Raw genomic sequence first — 21,149 nt, forward strand, 5'->3', positions numbered from 1 at the left:
TCCTTTATTTTAAGTAATGTGCGATTAAGCTATCTAATAAAAAGTCAAGTTCGTATTTGATATCTACGAAATTTTGAGATTTAACAACTTCTGCCTCGGTAAAGTGTGCCGTTTTATTTCGTACATTCGTTATGATGTTAATTCTTTTATAAAAGTCTGGTATACTTTTTAATAATTGCAGAGAAGGGGTTTCATGCTCATTATAATAAGCATCGAATGCCAAAAAAAGAGCCCTATCTTTACTTGAAATTCCTCTGTTATTCGCTACACTTCTCAGACGGTTATAAAAGTCCGCACTATATAAATTTGAAGGGATATCAATACGTAAATTTTCAGCTATACGCTTCAAAGTATCTTTAAAACTGTATCTCGTAATAGGTTTTATTACATCCCATTTATTTGGAATTTTTTCGATACAATATTTTAAAACACCTTCAAGGGTTCTTTGGGCACGCATATAGAACGTATCGTAGTCTTCATGATATTCAATTAGTCGATTGTAAGACCTTGTGGTTGCTTCAATCTGACTTCTAAGTGCTTTCCATGCTTCATAGTTTGCAATAAAAGGATATTTTTTAAACAATTCTATGTCTAAATTGTTGTTAAATGGATATTTATCAATTAACTCCTCTTGAGCTTCCTGCATGAAAAATTCTATATTTTCCTGAAGCCTATCGTTTTTTTGAGCATGCATGAGCATATGTTTAGTAAACCAATCATCTTCATTTTCACCAAAAGGAGAAGTAATCGCTACCTTTTCAGGTAAATCTGGATCAACGTATAGATTTGCTTCTAAGTAAAGAATTTCCGGTTTATTACTAATAATCTTAATTGTAGTATTATTCTCTGACATATTAGTTTCCGCTTGCGATTCTTCTTTATCCTTTAAACTTTTGATTTCAATTTCACCATTATCATCAATTAATTGCCAATCTACTTCTTTAATTAACAAATCCATTTCATCTAAAAAGCTGCATTGGTCTGCTTCAATAACTTCATTAGCATAATCCTTTTGTAAAGTATCTGCTATTCTATTAATTTGTTTGCGAATTTTTAATGCCTGGCCTATGTCAAAAAATGTTGGTTTTTGATATCTATAATTAGAATGACCTTCAAAAACATAATCATATTGCAGGTTTTCTTCTACAGGCAATTCACTCACTTTAAAGTTAGGGATGATATCCCCTGTTAGAGCATCTCTAAAAATATAAATTTGCTCATAGTTCATTAGCATGCCCTGTTCTACATTCAAGCTATTAGTTAAAAGTTGCTCCCCGCTTTTAGTTAGATAACCATCTGAACCTAAATAACCTTGTTGTACACATGACTCTTTAACTGTTTTAATTAATTCTTTTGACATTCCCAGTTGATAAATGATTGTGTGATCTTTAAGTTTATTTATTTTTGCAAGTGATAAAACAAGCTCTTGTAATATATCTAGCTCTTCAGTAAAGATACTAGGTAGAATAGCCTTCCAAGCGTATACAGGCCAAACAATTTTTTTACAAAAAAAATGGGGCTGTGCAGCTTTTTTTCCTAAATTAATTGTGTACTTGAAGGTGCTCATAATATCCCTCTTTCCTACAAAGCTGATAAAAGTCATATAATTCTTGAATCACTATGTGCCCTTGATTTAGTGCTACTGTTTCGACATCTCCGATTACCATAATCAGTCTCTTTCCACGGCTAAAAGCTACATTCAGACGGTTTCTGGATTCTAAGAATCCTACACTCTTTCTTTTATCTTTTAAGCTATTTGAACGCACTGTGGACAGAATAACGACATCAAATTCTTTCCCTTGAAATGAATCGACAGTACCAACTTCTACTCGGCTTTGATCTTGCAATGAGAATTTTTCAATTTCATTTTGTAAATCTATCGCTTGTTTTTTATAAAATGTAATAACTCCAATTGAATATTCTGTATTAGCTTTTAGTATTTGATGGACTTCTTTCATCACTTTTTCTACTTCACTTTTGCGGTTTTTACTTTGCCCATTAACTGCACTTTCCTGCCCAAAAGACTGCGGGACATCTATCCAGGCAATAGGATGATATTTATATCGTTCTAAATTATGCTGTTTTTGTTCAGCAGTCACACCCGATAAAAGAGAACCATCATAGAAACACTTACTAATAAATTGGGATATCTTAGGATGCATTCGATATTGATCCCTCAGCATAACTGTTCTTTTATGTGAAGTATTTTTGGCTTTTTCCAACATCTTAAATAATCTAGAAAATAATGGTTCTTTCAGTAATTCTCTTATTTCAGGATCATTTTTATGCTCTAGTAATCTTTTAACAACATCTTCTTCTAATAAATGTGGCAATTGTTTATGGTCTCCTACCAGAATAATATGCTTTCCTAAGCTCATTGGAATTAAAAGGTCCAATGGATTAGCTCTGGCTGCCTCATCTATAATGACATAATCGTAAACAATATTTGATTTCAATTTTAATGTTGAAATACTGTTTAATACCGACTGTTGGCAAGTAGCTGCATTAATTTTTGTATATTTGTTAATTAATTGGGATATTTTCCCGGGATTCTCAAGCTGATCTTTAAAATCCCAAAGAATATCTGATACCGTTTGAGCACCTTTATTAAAGTAATTTTCGAAATGGGTATGGAGCTCAGACAAAATAGAACCTACATCCAAATCAAATAGATCTTCGTCTATTTGTAATGCACGGTTTACATTATATTTATCATGAAGTGATTCAATCGACTTTTTAAATCTTGGAAGCAAATTCTTTACTTCCTCTTCGTCAACAGCCATTCTTATTTCATTCCAAACACCTGGTATTTCCAGATTCATATCAATATTTGAACGGACAAAGCGAACAAGCTGTGATAAATTATCTCTTCCATCATCCATATAAGAAGCTAAAGATACTCTTTGCTTTTGTAAAAGTTCAATAAACGCTAACTGCTCCGGCTCTTGAGTATTTTCGTTTCCAGCAACTTTCCGTGTGCCTGTGTTTTTAATTAGCCTTTCAACTCGCTCTATAATATTTTGATTTAAGGAAATCTCCTTTAATAGTGGGTACAGTTCTTTAAAAAACTTATGAACTTCTTCTGGATTTTTCTTATGTATAAATATTTCTTGCAGAAGTATTAATATTTCACGAATAACAAGTCTTTCCTGTCCATTTTCTTCACGGTGTAAAACCTCTTCACAGCGATTTGAAACTTCAGAAATCCATTTTAAAATTGATCGTTCAGCATTCGTAGAGTTATCGATTTTTTTTCCACCTATACGGTTAACTGGTAATCCTCCATATTCTACATTTTCAATGGCATTATCTACTGCATCATGCTGAGCACTAGAAACTAAAATACGGATATCTCCATTATGAATCATATTTAATCTTGCTATAATGGCTCGTATCACAGTGGTTTTACCAGTTCCAGGCGGGCCTTGAATAATTGCTATGTCTGGTGTATTTATTGCTATATCAATTGCTTCTCGCTGCCGTTCTGTAAAACTTATTTTTTCCGTGCCAAAAATTCTTCTTAATAATTTCTCAGTTACAGCAGCCCTGTGTTTTATCACAATTTCTTCGGATGCACCTGACTGTAAAATCAATTTCAAATTTACCAAAGGCGTTCGACAATTTAAGATTTTACGAAGAGCCTTTTCTCTACGCTGAGCAATTATTTTCGACCCCGAGTAACTTCCCATAAGATATCCAGAAGAAGGTATCGAAACATTCTCATCTTCTAAATCAATTGTTAGTCCATATTGGTCTCCTTGACGTTTATTTTCTAAAGTTACTTCGGTACCAATAAAAACACTTAAGGAACTGGTGATATCCTCACTTTTAAAGTTTTTAGGACTTACTACTGCATAGCCAATATCTGATTTTAAAAATAAAACAGATGGCTTTTTCTCAAGGTAAAACACTTGTCTAAGACGGCCATTTTCTCCTAACTTACTAAACGTCGAAGTATATTTTAAGCTTCCTAAATCTTCTATTTGTTCTTTTGCTAGCTCTGTTTCCAATTCACTATATAAATCCCAAAGTTTTAACAACTCATGCGTATCTTTCAAACTTTCTTGATATTTTTTCATTCCGTCATACGAAAGTTGTGCGTTATTAAGGTGATCTTGGAATGAAATACACCCTCTAAATACCATAATTGTCCCGTATATAGCTGATCTATTACGCAAATGTTGTATTTCAATAGCTTGCATAATATTTTGTTTCGTTTTTTGAAAAATACATATGAATTCAGATCCAATCAATGTAACCTTTTCTAAGCTTTTATTTGTTCGAACGAAACATACATCATCAACTAAAAATTCCTCTTTAAAAAAATTGATAGGCTTTTTATGAATGGCTAATTTTTTAAAATCGGCTTCAATAGCTTTATTGATAATGAATTTTAAATTCTCATTTTCATTAAAGTGTATAGCTTGAGTAAATTTAATAATAGTAAAAAGGACTGACAAGCTATTTATTGCATCCATTCGAACTAAACAGGCATTTTTATAATATTCCAAGTCATAAATTACATTTCGCAGTGCACTTTCTGGCAAAATCACTTCAACTAAACCATTTACACCCTCACCTTTATCTAGAAAAAGTTTATCTCCTGAGGGTATCATTTTCATCAACGATCCTTCATATTTTCTTTCCAAAGGAACATTAATCGTGGCATTATATTGGTATTGTTGTCCAAAACTAATATCGGTGGCTTTCACTTAATACCCTCCTAATTCACAGTAAAAAAATGCCCCTAATCATATTATTTTTCTTAAATATTTCACTAAGACTATCCACATTTTCTTTAATATCAATAAGGACATTCTCTACACCTATCTTCAAACTCTTTGTTTCTTTAGGCTTCACTATGTCTCTGCTTCGTGTTTCTTTATTGACAATAATGAAATTATTTTCGCTACAGTTTTTTAAAATTATATGATTTGCATCGACTTTTTTAAGAATAGCTATCAATCTATCAGAATCTTGAGAGATAAAGGATTCTACATGACTACGATAGATGCCTATAGCATCATTATCTAATACTAAACTAGAAACTATCCTACTAACTTTTTCCTTTCCTTTTTCAAAAAAGTCATCAGTAATATTTGTAGTTTCCACAATTTGAACTTTACAAATCTCATTTTTCTTTTCATCACACCATGGGCAAATCTGCTCTTTTTCATCCAGTAAATAATAATAGGCCTGACATTGATCGTTCTCACATTTTATTAGCTGATCTTCTGCTTTTTGTAATGCAGAGGTAAATTCGTATAATGTTGGTCTCATCATATAATCATGCAATCCATCAACAAACATTCTTTGAAACAATTCTTTTAACTCATCGGTTAAAATAATATTCGCAGGCAAAATCGAAGTATTCCTATTACTTTCATCATTTGGATGATCTACATATACGCTGCGTCCTTTTACAGCTTCTTCTTCCATCTCAGGAGTCCCATTTAAAATGGCATCTCCAATTAGAGGATGCCCCAATCTAAAGAGCTCAAATAAAATAACAGCAAAAGAATAAGTATCTGATATTGAATTAGGCTGTTTATTCAAACTAAATAACTCAGGTGCTATGTAGCGGGGTGTTCCTAAGACAGATGATGAAAAAAGACTCGTTGATGTTAAATTATCTGAATCTATTAGCACAATAGATTTCTGTTGTCTAGCTACTAATATGTTATTAGGAGAAACATCGCAGTAACATAAACCTTGTAAATGAAGCTGACGATAGCATTTACTCAAAGATATTGCGATTTCTAATCTTTTTCTAATCCCACCAGTTTGAATGTTATACCACTCACCTAAATTAGTATTTGATCCTGGATACAAATACTTATTTAATGATTCATGTCCTTTTGCCTTTTTCATAACGTATCCAATTAAAGGTTCACGTAAAATAGATACAGGTGTAATAATTCTTGCTTCATTTGAAATACGTTGTTTCATAATCCATTTAAAACGCTCTACTATTTCTTGACGTTTTTCTTCATCTGCTCGGACAACTTTAATTAGAAAGGCTTCATTTTCAGTATCATAAACTGCTCCTTGAGCTCCTTCTCCTATTCTATCCCTTACAATGTATGTTCTGCCTTCCGTATCTTTAACTGCCATCCCTTTTGAAAGTTTCATTCATTTTCACCTTATTTCCACATGGTAAGTATACAAAATGTTCTATCATCTGAATGATTTTTTGTTTTCCAGTTAATAATCCAATCCTCTATTACCCTTTGCATTTCAATAACACCTTTTTCTCTTAATTCATCGTAAAGATAAGCAGGTAATTTTTTTAACATATCATGTTTCAAATCATCAGATACACCATCACTAGTTAAAATAAACACAATTGGCACTTCCTGCATGAAATTTATAGGCGTATATTTAGACTTAAAATAATCTAAAGCATTATTTGAAGCTAAAGAATATGTTTGATTAGAAAAAGAGTTTCTTTCCTCATTAATTTGGACTGCTTCATTTTTTACTGAGTAAAGAATTAGCCCATCTCCAATCCTGCCTAATAGAACTCCATGTTTAAAGATTATTAGATAGAGTAATGTTGTATCATATTCCCGAAAATTATTTGGAAAAATCCGTCTCCAATTTTCAAGAAATCTACTATTAAATGCATTAATTTCTTTTTCCAATAAGGTATCTTCACTGCAAAAATGTTCGTTAATCATTTGCTCCAGTAAATCTACAGCCTTTTGTGAACCTATATGGGAATGTTTAGCAGATCCTAATCCATCAGCTAAAATTATATATTTTATTTGGTTTTTCACATTACATCTAAAATAGTCTTGATTATACTCATTGTTTCTTTGATGACGTACTCCTTTAACAGAAATTGCATTAAATGTAACCTTATACCCATCACTCTCATATTCACCAAAATCAGAAAGAAAAGTCTGTTTTATCATTTCACATTACCAATTCATCATCCGGGAATAAATCTTCAAAAGGTATATCATCAAATTGATTAGGGTTCGCACTTACCGATTGTTGACTTACAGTCCTAGTAACCCATTCAAAGAACTTACCTATAGTAGTTACTTCAACAGCTTTAATTACCGGAATATTCTCTTTATTAACAAATGCTTTAAGTAACTCAAAATCAGCATCTTGTCCAATTCCTAAAGCTAATCTCATACAATTTTTACTTTTGTTAGCGGTATGCAACCGTTTTAAAGGAGGCCATTCTAAATATTGTGTTTTATCTACAGGTCTATTTTCATACATTTTTTTTGTAATATCTGTAGGTATACCATCACTAACTAAAATAATGACAGGTGTATATGATCGATTAGGAACAATGGCTCTATCCTCAATCATTTCTACGACTTTTTCCACACTTTCACCTATAGGCGTTCTCCCGCTAGCAACTAATTCTGGTAACACAATGTCTTCAACTTTTTTTAGTTCTTGAATGACTTCTACATTACCACTAATTTTAATTAAGCTAATTTCAATTTGCCCCTTTGCTCCTTCAATATTCGAAAGAGCTGCTACCATCTCTTTTAATGAGTTGTTTACCATATCTATTTTCGACCCCTGCATACTACCACTTGCATCAACAAGAATAAAAACTGGTAGTGGTCGAGCGGTAGTTATAACAAAGTTATTTAATCCCATTCTTTACACCTCAACTATGTAGTTTGATTTATATATATGTATAGAAAATACAATCTATTAGTAATAATTACTTTCTTACCATAGTTTAACACGGAAGATATTTTGAGGGAAACATATATTTTACCAAATAAAGGTGTTTCCACTAGTTATTCTACTTAAATTAATTGCCTTCTTAAGAAGTAAAATCTATAAAAGGAAAGATTGGAATTAATAAATTATCGTCTTTAACCTTACTCACAAGATGTTAGGATAAATAGCTTTTGTATTTCTTAAAATCTTTGTCTTAGGTTCTCTTATTATTTATCTGTTAAATATTATATAGTTTTTAAAATATTGCCATTTTAACTATATAAACATTTATCTTTTCTTAAATTTATATAGGTAAAATAAAATGATCGATGTTTATTTCGTCAATTATTTCTTGATTATTAATTAAAAACTGTTTGTATTTAGTTATCTGTTTATTAAGGAACAATAACCTATTTTTTGACCGGGTAATACCTGTGTATATAAGTTCTTCATCAATAGTATCTTCATCATACCCTGCAGGGTTTTCAAGTATTAAGAATACATTTTCAGCTTCCCATCCTTTAAAACTATGAATTGTAGACATTTTAATGGTTCCTCTATTCATTTGGAACGCGATTTTTTCATTTTTTCTTACCTTTCTTAGTTTATCTTTAAATATCCAACTATCTGTTCCATATTTTTGACTTAGAAGAATATATGTTTCTTTCTTTTCAAATGTTTTTGTTATATTAAGATTATATTGATTCCTAAAGATACATTCCATTTCCCTTAAAGAATCAATATGTCTACCTAATATCACTACATCATTATAAGGTATCTTGTTTATATGGATATATCTATATATAAATTGGCAAAATATTTCAAGATTATCCAAAAATTCCGTTTCTATGTCTCCAATATAACCTGTATTAAAATTAAATTCTTGCTGCATGATAAATTCTAATCTTTGATATCTGTTTTTCAAGTACATTTCAAAGTAGTTTACAGATAAATCAGTAATAATTGAAGATAAGCGATATGATTGGCTAAGTACATTCCATTCTTTATCACTAATAATTGTATTAATATTCCCATGATCAAGTGCTGTACCATAAATGTTTTGTTTCTCATCTCCAAATACAACTAATTCTCCATTATCAGAGAGAAAATACTTCTTAATTATTGTTTGCCATTCTATCTTATAGTCTTGTATTTCATCTATAAAAATAGAATCATACTTTTGTATTTCTTTACCATCAAACATGTGAATATTTTCGTATGTCTCTACTTCAACATCATATTCATTAGCCATCGTATTAATAAAATTATGGTAGTTATCAATGTGAAACATATTCCAAGGAAATTCATCCCGAACCTGATTTAATTTATCACGAATAAAGTTTCTCAAGGTAATGTTATACGTTAAAATTAACACTCTTCCCCTTGTCCTTTTATGTGCATTAACGGCCCTCTTTGCTAATACAAACGTTTTTCCAGAACCAGCAACACCCTTAATTTTAATTTCTTCTTTTTTACTCTTAATTAATTTTTGTTGCTCTTTACTGTATATGATTTCTTTACCAAGTTCCAATAGATGAATAGATGGAGCAAAAAATAATTGGAACTCTTCATAATAGTTACTTGTATAATCTTCAGATAATGTTTGTTTAAAATATCGCATATTTCTAAACTTATCAAAATGTAACGAATCTCCACCAAGTATGTCTACCCATTTGTTATAACTTCGGCAATCCTTGCAAAAGTCTAACGCCTCTTTTTCTGTAGAATTATGAAAATAGACTGCAGTTTGTATATATCCGTATTTTCTGGAATTGTGAATACTTGCTTCAACAAAACCTTCTATATATGAGTAAATATGATCTTTATAGTCCTGTACTTGTTTAATAGGGGATTTTATTCTTGCATTACTATAACACGTATACAAATACCAATCTTTGTTGTGAATTTTATACAAGTTTAAATTCCAATCCTTTACCTCAATTACCAATATTCCTTTTGTCTTATGAAGAATAACAAAGTCCGGCAAACTTCCATTAAGAAAAGGTTGAAAATAGACCAAATAATCATTATTTAATTTTTGTAAGAATGAAAGTAAAGTTTTTTCACCATTTGTAGGTTTTTGTTTTAATTTATTTATATCTTCTAAAGAAGGAATAACGATTGCCATGCTACTGAATCTCCTTTTGAACAGTCCAGTCTAATTATAGTATGTTTTTGATAAATTAATTTTGAGCCACTTTTATACGATTTGATTACATAAAAAATGAGCCACTGATTTCCAATTCTATTAACCTCTTTTATGATAGGAAGTGACCAAACTTACTTCATAAGAGGGGACGAAAAGGATGATCAAAATGGCTAAATCACCCTAAAACTAAACCCATAAATAAATCCTAATTAGTGAGGAAGCAGTTTTAAACCTATACCAGTATTTTGCGAAAACTATATATTTCCCATAAGAGAATTTCATAGGAGAATTTTTATTCATTACATATTAGGCTTGTTTATATACTCAAACTGCTTTAATGCATCGTTTTTGAATTGCTCATTTATTATATTTTTTTCCAAATACTTCTTTAACTTTGGAAAGATATCTGTCATAATATTATTAAACTCTAAAATAAAATCACTATAGTAATCTATAAAAAATGCCTGAAACTGTTTTTGAAATTTATTTGTAAGGTCTCCTTTACTTTCATGACCAGTAAAAGGGTCAACAATTTTAGGAACATATACGATGTTCCAAGGTGCAGAAAAGGCAAATGGATTCTTAGTTCGTGCAAAAATATGCGATACCTGATAGTTTCTAATTTGTTCATACTTATTATCATTTTTTACATTTTTTGAAAAACCAGTAAGTTCCTTAATTACTTTAGTTGGAACAGCATTATTTGTTGCGTCTTTTTTAAAATTAGAATGACCAAATAATTCCTTGTACATTTCTATATACATGTTAGTTCCTTTAGCATCACGTCCATATCCTCTAATAAAAACCGTTTGATTACCTGTTTCTATATTAAATTTTAATTTCTCCCAATGATTTTTTACTTTAGTCTTATCAATAAATTTTGATTCCTCTACCCCAAATTTAATTAGTTCTTCTTCATTAATCCCAAATTTGCTCATAAAAACATCGTATGCGTCTATCACTTTTTTCTCCCTTTAAATTAAAATTTCTCAAAAATATCTATAAAAAGAAACTGAGAAGCCATGAAAAAACATCTCTAAATTATTCCTAATATATAAAAATTCCATTAATAATAGTGCTTTATTATAAGCATATTGTTCTTGCAACATATCAAGCAATTGGTTTGCAAAATTTGATGAGATTCAAAATTCTGAATCACCTCTCTTAGGCCGATAATTTATTTCAGCCTCTTTTTTAATAAAACCCCTGGATCCTTAGAGGGAATAACCCATTCCACGGGCACCTGATAAGGCCATCTGTTATTATCCCTAAAAGGAGTTTCTTTTACTTTTGCTAATCCTATTATTCTTTGTATTGGTGATGTTATATATATAGACAAAAAATTGTTAATATGAACCTTTTTTGCCTGTGATTTTCCTTCCTCAGAATTAGAAAATCCAACAGTTGGATTTTCTTTTCGTTTTAATAACTCATCATAACAATATATTTATTTTACTTTAGGACTAAGTTATCCATTTAACTCCTCCTAGAAATAATAGTAATATATGCCTAAGTTTCAGATTTTTAATCATAACAGTTTGCTTCAATGGAATACGTATCCTATAGCCTAGGACTTACTTTAATATTAACAATAAACGGAAATAAAACAACTATATTATACTGGACGGCACTCCCCCTCCATATTTCACACAATACTATTATAAGTATGCTAGATAATAACAATTTATCCTTATATAAAAACTTAATAAAATTGTAGGTGGAGAAAGGGAAGCAAGAGAAAGTATTATTATTTTAACTGATCTAAATCCATAAAATTACGGAATAATTTTCCTTCATAAACTATGCAAATTGTATAGTCTCCCTTTTCAGCGAAACCTTAATGTCCAGTTGCTTCCTCCCGTTGTTGAATTTCATCTTTAAGATTACTTTTCTCTTCTGGTTCTTATCCTGTTCGTGTAATATATAGCCTCAGTTTTTGAGTTAACTTATAAGTATCTTGGAATCCTTGAACCCAAGTTCCTAAACTATTGAATACAATAAGAAGAATGTAACAGTACGTACGATCCTCCTTAGTTTTAATTAGTCCCCATATTTCCTGATAAGATGTAATCTCCTTACCATGCCCCTTAAATTTTTTTATTGAATGATATAACTGGTACGGTTCTCTATGGTAATTTATTACTAGAAGATTGGACTTTTTATTCATTTTACCTCTAATGTTTCTAGATTCGTATAAATTACATCATTATTCTCATAATCTTGTAATTTTCTACCTAATTGAGTAAGGGAATCAGATTCTCCATTTGGTCAATAAACTCCGACTACTTCAGCGTAAGAATGCTGATAAATTTTCATAAAAGCTGGGATTAAAGGAATTTTAACGGCATTTTACTGTTAAAGGATAACCCCGCCCTCCATTGCAAAGAAATTTCTTGCTTAATTTTCAAAAGAAAGGAGACCTTGACACATTCAATACTTTATGTCTTAGTCTCCTTTAATCTTTTATTGCATTGGCGGTACTTTAATCATTTTTATAGTTTGTTTTGATAATTCGCCCGTTGATAATAAGAATTTCCCTCGAACGAAGCATTCCCCTTTACCTAAATCATGAAGCAATACTAAATCTCGTTTTTCTAAATAAAGCTTCTCCGAAACACCTTTAAAGTCGCTATCAATTGGATGAAAGTAAATTGAGGTCGTAGCGTTTTCAAGAGAGCTCATTTCTGCTGGTTTAAAATTAACAAATGATTGCGTTGCAAACCAAGCTGAAATACCAAATTTGCGTCCTTCACGAAGGATTTTATCCGAAGGTGAACCTGATTTAAAGCTTAAATTTTGCGCCTCATCAAGAACGATAGGCAATGGTTGCTCTTCATTACCACGTTGTGCGTAATACCAAATTTCCCAGAGTAATAGCTCTGTCATTAGCTTTTTAATATTATCCTGATCGAATCCTTCAAACTGAATAATTGAAATTTGTCCTGTTTTCTTGTAATAATCATCCCATGTAAAATGTTCATTATAATCGAATGGATCAATATCAACAAATTGTTGGAGTTTGTTCACAATAGAAGCTAATGTTGAACTTGAAATGTCTTCTAATTTCTTTAACTCTACCATTAGTTTCTTCATTGTAAAGCCTTCTTTATATTTATCAATTCCTTCTTTTATAGCTGTATACAGAGCATTCACTTGTTGCGGACCGAAGCTAAATACCGATTCGAAAATAGCAGAAACGCGACCTGCTACCTCATAGGATTTTTCAACACGGAAACCTTGATTTGTGTGGAATTCACGTCGTAAAAACGGATTAATTGGTAACTTATCATCATATACAATTCGTTCATGAATACGATTACCTAATACCTTAACAAATTTCTTATCCAGCTTAGATTTGGTATAACTTGCTGAATAGTCAATAATCACCGAAGATTGTCCCACTTCGGCTAATTGAAGTAGCATCGATTGTATAAAGTAAGTTTTACCTTCTCCTGAACGTCCACCAATGATTAAATGACGGTTGTTTAGCTGAGGATGGCCAAATTCCCAGTAAATCCGCTTTTCATTAGATTGAAGATGCCCCAATAAAGGGCGAATATCTTTAACTGGTACTTTTAGTATGGCAGATTGGCTTATTTCCTCATCTTCTGTTTCTACCTGGTCGATTTCAGTTACTACTTCTATTTCATTTATTCTAGTTGCAGCAACTTCAGCTAAGGCCCCTTTTTCAATCATTTTAATTTTAGTAGTATTTTCTTTTGTTTCAGTTTCTTCGATTTCTGTTTTTTCTTCAGCCGGTACATTGTAGTCTTCAATAATAATGGATGCATGTGAAGTAACTTTATCTAGCTCATTAGGAACCTCTGAAGTGAGTTCTTTATCATCTATTAACGTTGGTAGTGTTAAATATTCTGGTAAATCCACAGCTTGCATCTTTTCATGAGTTGTTTCAATTAAGATGACGTTGCTGTAGTCATCCTTTTTCAGCTCTTCAATCGTCATCCCTATTGCTTTATAGGCAATTCGCTCTGGAATATCATAGACCGTTACATCATTATACGTATCCTTGCTTTTCACATGTGCATCTTTTCTAAACGAAACGATAGCTCCAATATTTAATTCTGCCTGATGATTATCCGTCACAACAAATTTATCATTTAATAATAATTCAATCGTTTTTTCATCTAGCTTAAAACTCTTTTCTGGCCAGAATGCATTCACCTCCATTTTACGAGCGTTAACAATAAATAATTTAGCAAAGAAGTTACGCAAGAATTTTGCTTCAAATCCTGTATTCATCATCAGTTCCTTCTTTAAAGCCTTTGTTAAATTTGTTACTTGCTGCGTTCCCTTCGCGATTACTGCTATTGAGTTATCGCCAATTTTAACTTCTATAGGATAAAGATGCATATATAACTGCTTCTCGTCTAGCTTAATGCCAATCATTAATAAATCATCACTTAGTGATCCTTTTTGACCTATTAATTTACTTGAAAAGATACCATCTCTTTTGTTTAATCGTACATTGCCCGCTACTCGAACAATTTCCTCCATGGAGATAGGTACCCATATAATATCATGCTGTTCACTTAATTCAATCAGCATAAACTTAATCGCTGCTACAATACTCATCTTTTCACGTTGGTCATGCCCTACATCCTGTACTGCTCGTAATAACCATTCTCCATTAAATGTGTTAAATGCCTTAATAACTTGATCTAATTTTTCTTTTGGAAAAGCAATTCCTTGTTTTGCGAAGAATTCTTCAATCACCCTATAGTATTGTTTTGATTTATTTGTCACTGTAATAGCATCATAATGATTCGATGAAGATAACTGGTCAGAATAATGCACAATCACTAAGTTTTCTGATGTTTCTTGGAAGTATTCTAAATCAACCGCTGGATCAATGAAAATGAGCCAAATTGATTGATTATACAATGTCTTTAAAAAAGCTTCATCATCTCCGTCAATATGTAAACAAAGCATTTCGTCTTTATGATAAGCATTTGTTCCTTTATTTCGACGGTTCGTACTTAGCTCATTGATTTTTGTAGCAAATCTAGTAAGTTGTGATCTTTGTTCATTCGATCCACCTATACCGAATCCAATACGATAGCCACCTTGTTCTGTACGTATTGATGTTGGAGTGACATATAGACCGTCTAAATTCAGTGCATTCGGAGCTTGCCTTACCTTTTGTGTTGAAACGGATTCTTTACTTAGCATTTTATAAAACGTTAAATGACTATATTCAATCGGCTCACTAATTGATTTTTTTATAAAAACTAAATTACTTTGAATAACTTGGAACACATCAATTGCATTAAAATTTGTCGTTTTGCAATCTATATCAAACTCTGTTTTGAGTTTTTCTGCGTCATTCATGGTATTAAAGCTTTCAAATGCTGTTAAATTATTATCATCAACGTAGTAGCCAACAATCTTAATTAATGGTAATCCCTGCAATGATTTTCGGCGTTTCATTTCATACTTAAACCACTGTACGACACCTCTTAAAATTTCAATATCATTTTCAATATTAATAATATTGACTACAATTTCTGTCTCATTTGCTAATGAGAAGAGATAATCATAATACTTGAAAAATTGCTTTAATTTTTCTTCCACGACTTGCGCAAGATATTTATTTGTCTCTCCAATCGATACTTGAGTTTTCGGACGGTATTCATGCCATTCTGCTTGGAAGCTGTTTGGGCTCGGCTTATACACCTCATCTAATTCATTTATTAGATAAGGGATTGTATATGCAGCTTTCATTTTCGACAAAATATTACGATCCACATCACTACCTGCAAGTTCATTAGTTAACATTAATTGATAAACTACATTTAACGGAGAAAATGGTGTCATATATAGCACATCAAAGTCTTGTAATGTACCTAGATATAAAATGTCTCGCACTTCTTGGGACATATTTTCCCCTTCTTGAATGGAATTAATTGCTTCTATAAATGCTTCCACATACTCTTTTGCTAGTACTGAAAGTTCCTCATTGTAAAAGGCAAAAGACGGGATTGTGTTACTTACTTTAAAATATTCTAAAAATGCACAGTAGCTCGCTTCTAAACGCTCAGGCATTGCAATTTTCTTTGCATGTAGACCTAATAAATCCTTCTTTGTAACATGCCAGCTTGCTTTCACCCACTGCTCTTCGATTTCATACAAATAGCGAAATTCCTTTTTTATCACTAATGGTTGATCACCAATCATAATTCGCTGATTCAAACGTGTATATTCAACATTTATTTTTTTACACATCTTTCGCTGCCAAACTTGGAAGGGAGTCACAGGGAAAGAACTTAAATCCTCATCTTCAATTTCAATGGTAAATACCGCTTCTTCAATTTTCACGGGAAAGGCTAATTTAGACGTTTCTACATCTAATATATCTGGAGAAAATCGTAGCTTTAAACCACATTCAGGAATTTCTACTACTTCTTCTTTATTTTGCAGCTCAAAATCTGCTTCCGGTACTTCGCCAAATACTAAAAATTCATTTTTAAGCTCTAGTACAAGATGACCCTTTGTATTTAATGAAAAACTGTTGTCATGTGTTGCCAAAATTTTTTCAACAATTGGTAACACTAAAAATCTGAAGCTATAAGCGCCTTTCGTCATATTCTCATGCTTATAATCAATTTTTACAAATGTTGAACCATTTTTTAGTTCAATTATCACTTCAAGTGAATGTCCTATAGCTTTAGTGAATTTTTGGGATTTATCTTTGATATATTCTTGTTTTGTTTTTGCGGTAAATGGGAGACTGACTTTAAGTCGCTGTCCAGCCTTTGCTTCCGGGATAAAAACAACAAAGTCATACGTGCGGATACGGCTTTCTATTTTCCAATATGTCTTCACTAAAACCTTTTTATCAGCATCTTCCACTCGCCAAATCTTTACTTCCTCTGGCTTATATGCAATCATTTTTATTGATTCAACTTTTTCCTTCGCTTTAATAATTTCTTCAAAGGTAAGCGAATCATCCTCTTTGAAAAGCTTTCTACCAATTGAAGAATCAAAATTTTCCTTTAGTAAATCCTCACTATTTCCTAATTCACGCGTACGTGTAATATCCTCGAATAGTGTTTGGTTATCATTTAATCGCTTTTGAATTTCTCGGTCTAAATTTTTATAATCCCGAGTATTTTTTTCATATATATCACGTGCCTCAATCAATCTTTCCAATAGTGGATCTTTGAAATAGTTAATCATTTTAAGATCTTCAGTAGTCATTTCATCTTGGTTCACCCAAGTCAACAAATCCTCAAAATCTAAAAACGAAACATTTTGAATGTGATTCATATCATCTCGATGTTCTAAATAGTTATAAAGCATTTCTTTATTATGTTTTGGTAACTTACTTTCAGTTACCATTTTTATAATATTGCCAACCATACTCGAACTATGTAGTGGGAATCCTTCTGCAGTTAAATTGACACTCCCTCCGCGAATAGAATCCAGTTTCTTATTTGAAATCATTACGATTGAAGCATTTTTCCAATCACCTTGCTGTTCACTCATCTCATTTCTTAAAGTCACGATAAAGTCAACATGTGTACTATCTAGTGTAGAAGCAATTACAAATTTTGCGTCGTCGTAATGTAATGCAATCGTCTTGTATTCGTTTGAACCATCAGGGCTTTTGTATACAAATGTTGTTGCCTCTTCTAAACTTTGTAACGATTCTACTACCCGCTTCATATATTCCTCAGAAGGCAACTCCATATAATAACGCCCAATTTCTTGATTTGAAGCCTTATGCTTAAAGAACATCCGGAGTTGTTTAACAACTACTTTATAAAATGGACTTAACATATTGTGCATCCCCACTATCACTTTTTTTATCTAGATAGTTTAACTTGTCTAACAGTTCAACTATTTCTAATTTCGTATCATCATCGACAATGACACCTCGTTTATCAAATTCAACCCATAGTTGATTTAACTCAATACGCGGTTTACTTCCAACAGCAACAGCTGTTAATAATAATAATTGCTTCAGATTAAGTGCTAAAATCGTTCCTAATGCTCCCCCATTTTTTCTATAAAACTTCGAAATAAAGGTTGTATAAGCTAATTTATAACGTGTGAAAACTTCTGTACTAATTTGACGACGGATTTTTTCAAACATATACCGATATGCTGTATCGATATCCTGCCCATTATATGCTTCTAATTCCTCTAGCCCGTGATAGTGACTAAACACTTCATTGATCCATTTATATAGCGATTCAATGTATTGCTTTGCTGCCTCTTCACCTGCTTCAGACAAGATTTTTTTGTAATCATGGTAGTATAGGTTTTCATCTGTTGTAAATGTATTTAATGCTAAAATATTAAGTAAATGCTCATGCGTATAGAAGTTCAAAATCTGACCTTTTATACGTAAAAAGCCTTCCTTATAACCTAGCCTCCATTTTGAAGCCTTTTCCTGATTCATTAAAAATGGTAAACTATGTAATTTCATTTCATCGAAATTACTAAACTTATTAGTTTGGAAAATGATTTGAGTCATTGCTATAAATGTGTAGTGAATGAATAAATTATCAATATGCTCAACAAAAAAACCTGGATTTTTCGATAGCGCCCTTACATCCTCTAAAAACAATTCCTGATACTGTTTAAATAATACGCGGAACCGTGGTTTTAAAGAACTTTGCGTCTTAGGAATTTCAATATTTAAAATGTCATGCATTAACCCCTCATGCTGTAATTCACTTAAAACAACTTGAATTTCATCGTGTATATCGCGAATATAAATATCATAGAAAAACTGAATAACCTGCATTTGTCCTTTATATTCTGCTTTTTCTTCAGGTAAGTGAATATACTTTAAATATTGAAAAGAATCCACATTATTCGTATCAACATTTCCTAATTCATATGTTAAAAACTCTTCAAACATCGCTTTTGACTCGTCAGAGTCATAATCCCCGGCATCCAAAATGTTATTTAGGAAATTATCCGCTTTTGTAAACTCTAACGCTTCATTACCCACTAAACGTAATAATGCCGCTGTTACTGTTGAAAACCCATCTTTATATGCTGCTCGGTCAGCGGTTCGTGAAGGTAATGGTAAAATACGAACATACTTTTTTCGTTCAAAGCTATATTTATCATTTTTATCTGTTACAAAATTTTTGATTTTATCAAAATCTAATGTATATGTCATTATCTTACCTTCTCTACCTCGAATTTTACTGAACCAAAGCTAGGCTTAGTAATTAAATACTTTGATTTATCAACACTTCTCACAATCATAACTTCCTCGCTACTTTTTTCTACCGAACTTAATAGCTGCTTATAGAAATCTTCAAATTGAATTGCTACATTCATTTCATTTTTATTCGGACGATAGCCGCCTTTTACTTTTAATAGCAACTCGTACAATCTTAAATCTAAGTTAAAGACGGATTTGCAAAAGCCCAAGGTTATATAGTTGTCAAATTGTAAAATTACTTCATCTGACTCCTGTGCACCAAATGATTTCTGTACATACTCTTTTAATTTCAGTGGAAATGCTAAACGATGTGGACGACTTAAATCATTCGATACGAAATAATAGTTTGGTAGCGGTGATCCCTTCCATTTAATGAATGCTTCCTTCAAAATAGCAAATAATTCCCCTATCATTTTTTTATCACCTGTATGGAAACTGTATAGATACTTCACAAAATCCAGAAATGTTTTATATACGGTAGGCTCTGTTAAATCCTTCATTCGAATAATGAATTTAGACAGCTCTTGTAATTGATTTTTTTCAATTGCCTGCTGAATTACATTTCGAAAAATATCAGACTGCCAATCTACTTTACATTCATTAAAAATTTTTTGAACAAACACTTGCTTTTCCGATAACACATGTAAATTAGAAATTAACACATCGATTTCTTTTACACGTATCTGTAATGGATCGATTATACAGATTTTTTCGAGTAGCGATGAACGCTCAGGATGATTAAATAAAAGATTTGGCAATGTATGCTCAATGCTAAATCCTGTTTTATTTGAATTCACTTCTAACTCTGATGGTACAATTATCGTAAAAATAAAGTTATAGAATGCTCGAGTAGATAGCATAATTTTCTCTCGCAAAATTACATGATAAATCTTTTCTAGTACACGGACACGAATTTCTTCATTTTGTAAAAGTTGATAGTTCGCATGTGCAATTGTCAAAATGCCTGCTTCGACATCCTGCTTCCATGCCTGATAAATTGGATTATCGCAATCATCTTGTACGATTTTTGTGAAAATAGATTCTAAAAAAGCAGATTGCGGTCCATTAGGTGTTAATGCAAAAACTCGTTCGCTTGCAAAATTATATAATTGAAACCTTTTATTTTTATCGGAATTACTGTCCGTGAATAATGAATTTTCATCAAACACGCCATTTTCATTAATAAATTGTCTTAGCTGTGCAAATTGCCCTTTTTCCTTTTGAGAAATATAAAAATTGTGCAATACTCCAATATTAATCGCTACAATTATGTGCTGAGTAGGGGTGTGCCCATCATTAAACCCTTGTAAAATCTTCTCTAATGTTTCGATAGAAGATTCAGTCGGATTATGGGATACCGTCGCATCATTATGTACAAAAACATTTAAAAATAGTGACGGGTATGCTGACTTTAAAGCTGATTTTAAATATGAAAGCAAGTGTGACTTTCCATCACCAACAGACCCACATAATAAAATTAACTGTTTCTCATCTTGTTGCTCGAGACACTTTACTGCTTTAATAATTTTATCTTCAATTGGACGCTTAGTATGCATATATTTATTAAAAGGCGTAAATGTGTTCGTATGTATAACTGTCTCTTTTGATGAACTTTTTAACATTTTTATTTGATTTAAAAATTTTGATTCTGGATTCGGCTTTATATTTGTCATTACATCACCTTTTGTCTCTTTTGTTATTATTCTACCATTTATCCATTCATTAAGTTAACTTAATATGCCTCCCTGATATATACCAAAAAAAAGATATGTTCTAACAATTGAGCAGTAGTAAACATTCAATTATATAATCACTATGCATCTTTTTAGAAAAAAGTGCTTTCCCACACAATGTTAAAGAACATCATATTACACAAATATATCTTTTAATATAAATATATAGATAATGCAGTCACAGAAAATTTCTTTGGCTTATTAAAATCCTAACTATTGTATCTCTATGAATTTGGCAGTATAGAGCATTTTAAGAAAAAATTAGAAACCTATATTTACAAACACAAATGAATCAAAATAAATCGAAGAGGAGTGAGCCTGTAAAACAGAATTCACTCCTACTAGCTGCTTAATATATTTGTCT

General features: G+C 31.5%; 10 protein-coding genes and 1 pseudogene. 1 reads left to right on the top strand and 10 read right to left on the bottom strand.

Annotated features, from left to right (window positions below):
- Positions 1 to 4 precede the first annotated feature (4 nt).
- From ACAN53_RS10250 to dptF, 10 genes are all read right to left on the bottom strand, one after another.
- The gene (locus ACAN53_RS10250; protein ID WP_379969608.1) at positions 5 to 1,567 is read right to left on the bottom strand and encodes a hypothetical protein; all 1,563 of its coding nucleotides are present in this window, start codon (positions 1,565 to 1,567) and stop codon (positions 5 to 7) included.
- Positions 1,542 to 4,712, bottom strand: a complete 3,171-nt coding sequence (locus ACAN53_RS10255) for a DEAD/DEAH box helicase (protein WP_379969610.1) — start codon at positions 4,710 to 4,712, stop codon at positions 1,542 to 1,544. The genes ACAN53_RS10250 and ACAN53_RS10255 overlap by 26 nt, the downstream gene beginning before the upstream one ends.
- Before the next feature lie 16 nt (positions 4,713 to 4,728).
- Positions 4,729 to 6,132 (bottom strand): protein kinase domain-containing protein, encoded by a 1,404-nt coding sequence (locus ACAN53_RS10260; protein WP_379969612.1) that lies wholly within the window; start codon positions 6,130 to 6,132, stop codon positions 4,729 to 4,731.
- An 11-nt stretch (positions 6,133 to 6,143) separates the two neighbouring features.
- Positions 6,144 to 6,917 (bottom strand): PP2C family serine/threonine-protein phosphatase, encoded by a 774-nt coding sequence (locus ACAN53_RS10265; protein WP_379969614.1) that lies wholly within the window; start codon positions 6,915 to 6,917, stop codon positions 6,144 to 6,146.
- A gap of 1 nt (position 6,918) precedes the next feature.
- Positions 6,919 to 7,629, bottom strand: a complete 711-nt coding sequence (locus ACAN53_RS10270) for a vWA domain-containing protein (protein ID WP_379969615.1) — start codon at positions 7,627 to 7,629, stop codon at positions 6,919 to 6,921.
- A gap of 373 nt (positions 7,630 to 8,002) precedes the next feature.
- Positions 8,003 to 9,826 carry a nuclease-related domain-containing DEAD/DEAH box helicase gene (locus ACAN53_RS10275; protein ID WP_379969617.1) on the bottom strand — a complete coding sequence of 608 codons (1,824 nt, stop codon included), beginning with the start codon at positions 9,824 to 9,826 and terminating at the stop codon, positions 8,003 to 8,005.
- A 320-nt stretch (positions 9,827 to 10,146) separates the two neighbouring features.
- A complete protein-coding gene (locus ACAN53_RS10280; protein ID WP_379969619.1) occupies positions 10,147 to 10,809 on the bottom strand; it encodes a hypothetical protein in 663 nt (220 codons plus the stop codon).
- A 1,501-nt stretch (positions 10,810 to 12,310) separates the two neighbouring features.
- Positions 12,311 to 17,647: a DNA phosphorothioation-dependent restriction protein DptH gene (gene dptH / locus ACAN53_RS10285; protein WP_379969621.1), complete on the bottom strand. Its 5,337-nt coding sequence runs from the start codon at positions 17,645 to 17,647 to the stop codon at positions 12,311 to 12,313.
- Positions 17,628 to 19,004, bottom strand: a complete 1,377-nt coding sequence (dptG, locus tag ACAN53_RS10290; protein ID WP_379969623.1) for a DNA phosphorothioation-dependent restriction protein DptG — start codon at positions 19,002 to 19,004, stop codon at positions 17,628 to 17,630. The genes dptH and dptG overlap by 20 nt, the downstream gene beginning before the upstream one ends.
- Positions 19,004 to 20,725 (bottom strand): DNA phosphorothioation-dependent restriction protein DptF, encoded by a 1,722-nt coding sequence (gene dptF / locus ACAN53_RS10295; protein WP_379969625.1) that lies wholly within the window; start codon positions 20,723 to 20,725, stop codon positions 19,004 to 19,006. The genes dptG and dptF overlap by 1 nt, the downstream gene beginning before the upstream one ends.
- A gap of 225 nt (positions 20,726 to 20,950) precedes the next feature.
- On the opposite strand from dptF, the pseudogene ACAN53_RS10300 reads away from it, so the two are divergent.
- Positions 20,951 to 21,073, top strand: a pseudogene (locus ACAN53_RS10300) (IS3 family transposase); the annotation flags it as partial.
- Positions 21,074 to 21,149: the final 76 nt, after the last annotated feature.

It is taken from the genome of Ectobacillus soli (assembly GCF_042610425.1).
In the GTDB taxonomy this organism is placed as follows: domain Bacteria; phylum Bacillota; class Bacilli; order Bacillales; family Bacillaceae_G; genus Ectobacillus.

Bases quoted from the DNA above. Each gene is read 5' to 3' on its own strand.
- ACAN53_RS10250 (WP_379969608.1), bottom strand. From the start codon at position 1,567: ATGAGCACCTTCAAGTACACAATTAATTTAGGAAAAAAAGCTGCACAG.
- ACAN53_RS10260 (WP_379969612.1), bottom strand. From the start codon at position 6,132: ATGAAACTTTCAAAAGGGATGGCAGTTAAAGATACGGAAGGCAGAACA.
- ACAN53_RS10265 (WP_379969614.1), bottom strand. From the start codon at position 6,917: ATGATAAAACAGACTTTTCTTTCTGATTTTGGTGAATATGAGAGTGAT.
- ACAN53_RS10270 (WP_379969615.1), bottom strand. From the start codon at position 7,629: ATGGGATTAAATAACTTTGTTATAACTACCGCTCGACCACTACCAGTT.
- ACAN53_RS10275 (WP_379969617.1), bottom strand. From the start codon at position 9,826: ATGGCAATCGTTATTCCTTCTTTAGAAGATATAAATAAATTAAAACAA.
- dptH (WP_379969621.1), bottom strand. From the start codon at position 17,647: ATGTTAAGTCCATTTTATAAAGTAGTTGTTAAACAACTCCGGATGTTC.
- dptG (WP_379969623.1), bottom strand. From the start codon at position 19,004: ATGACATATACATTAGATTTTGATAAAATCAAAAATTTTGTAACAGAT.
- dptF (WP_379969625.1), bottom strand. From the start codon at position 20,725: ATGACAAATATAAAGCCGAATCCAGAATCAAAATTTTTAAATCAAATA.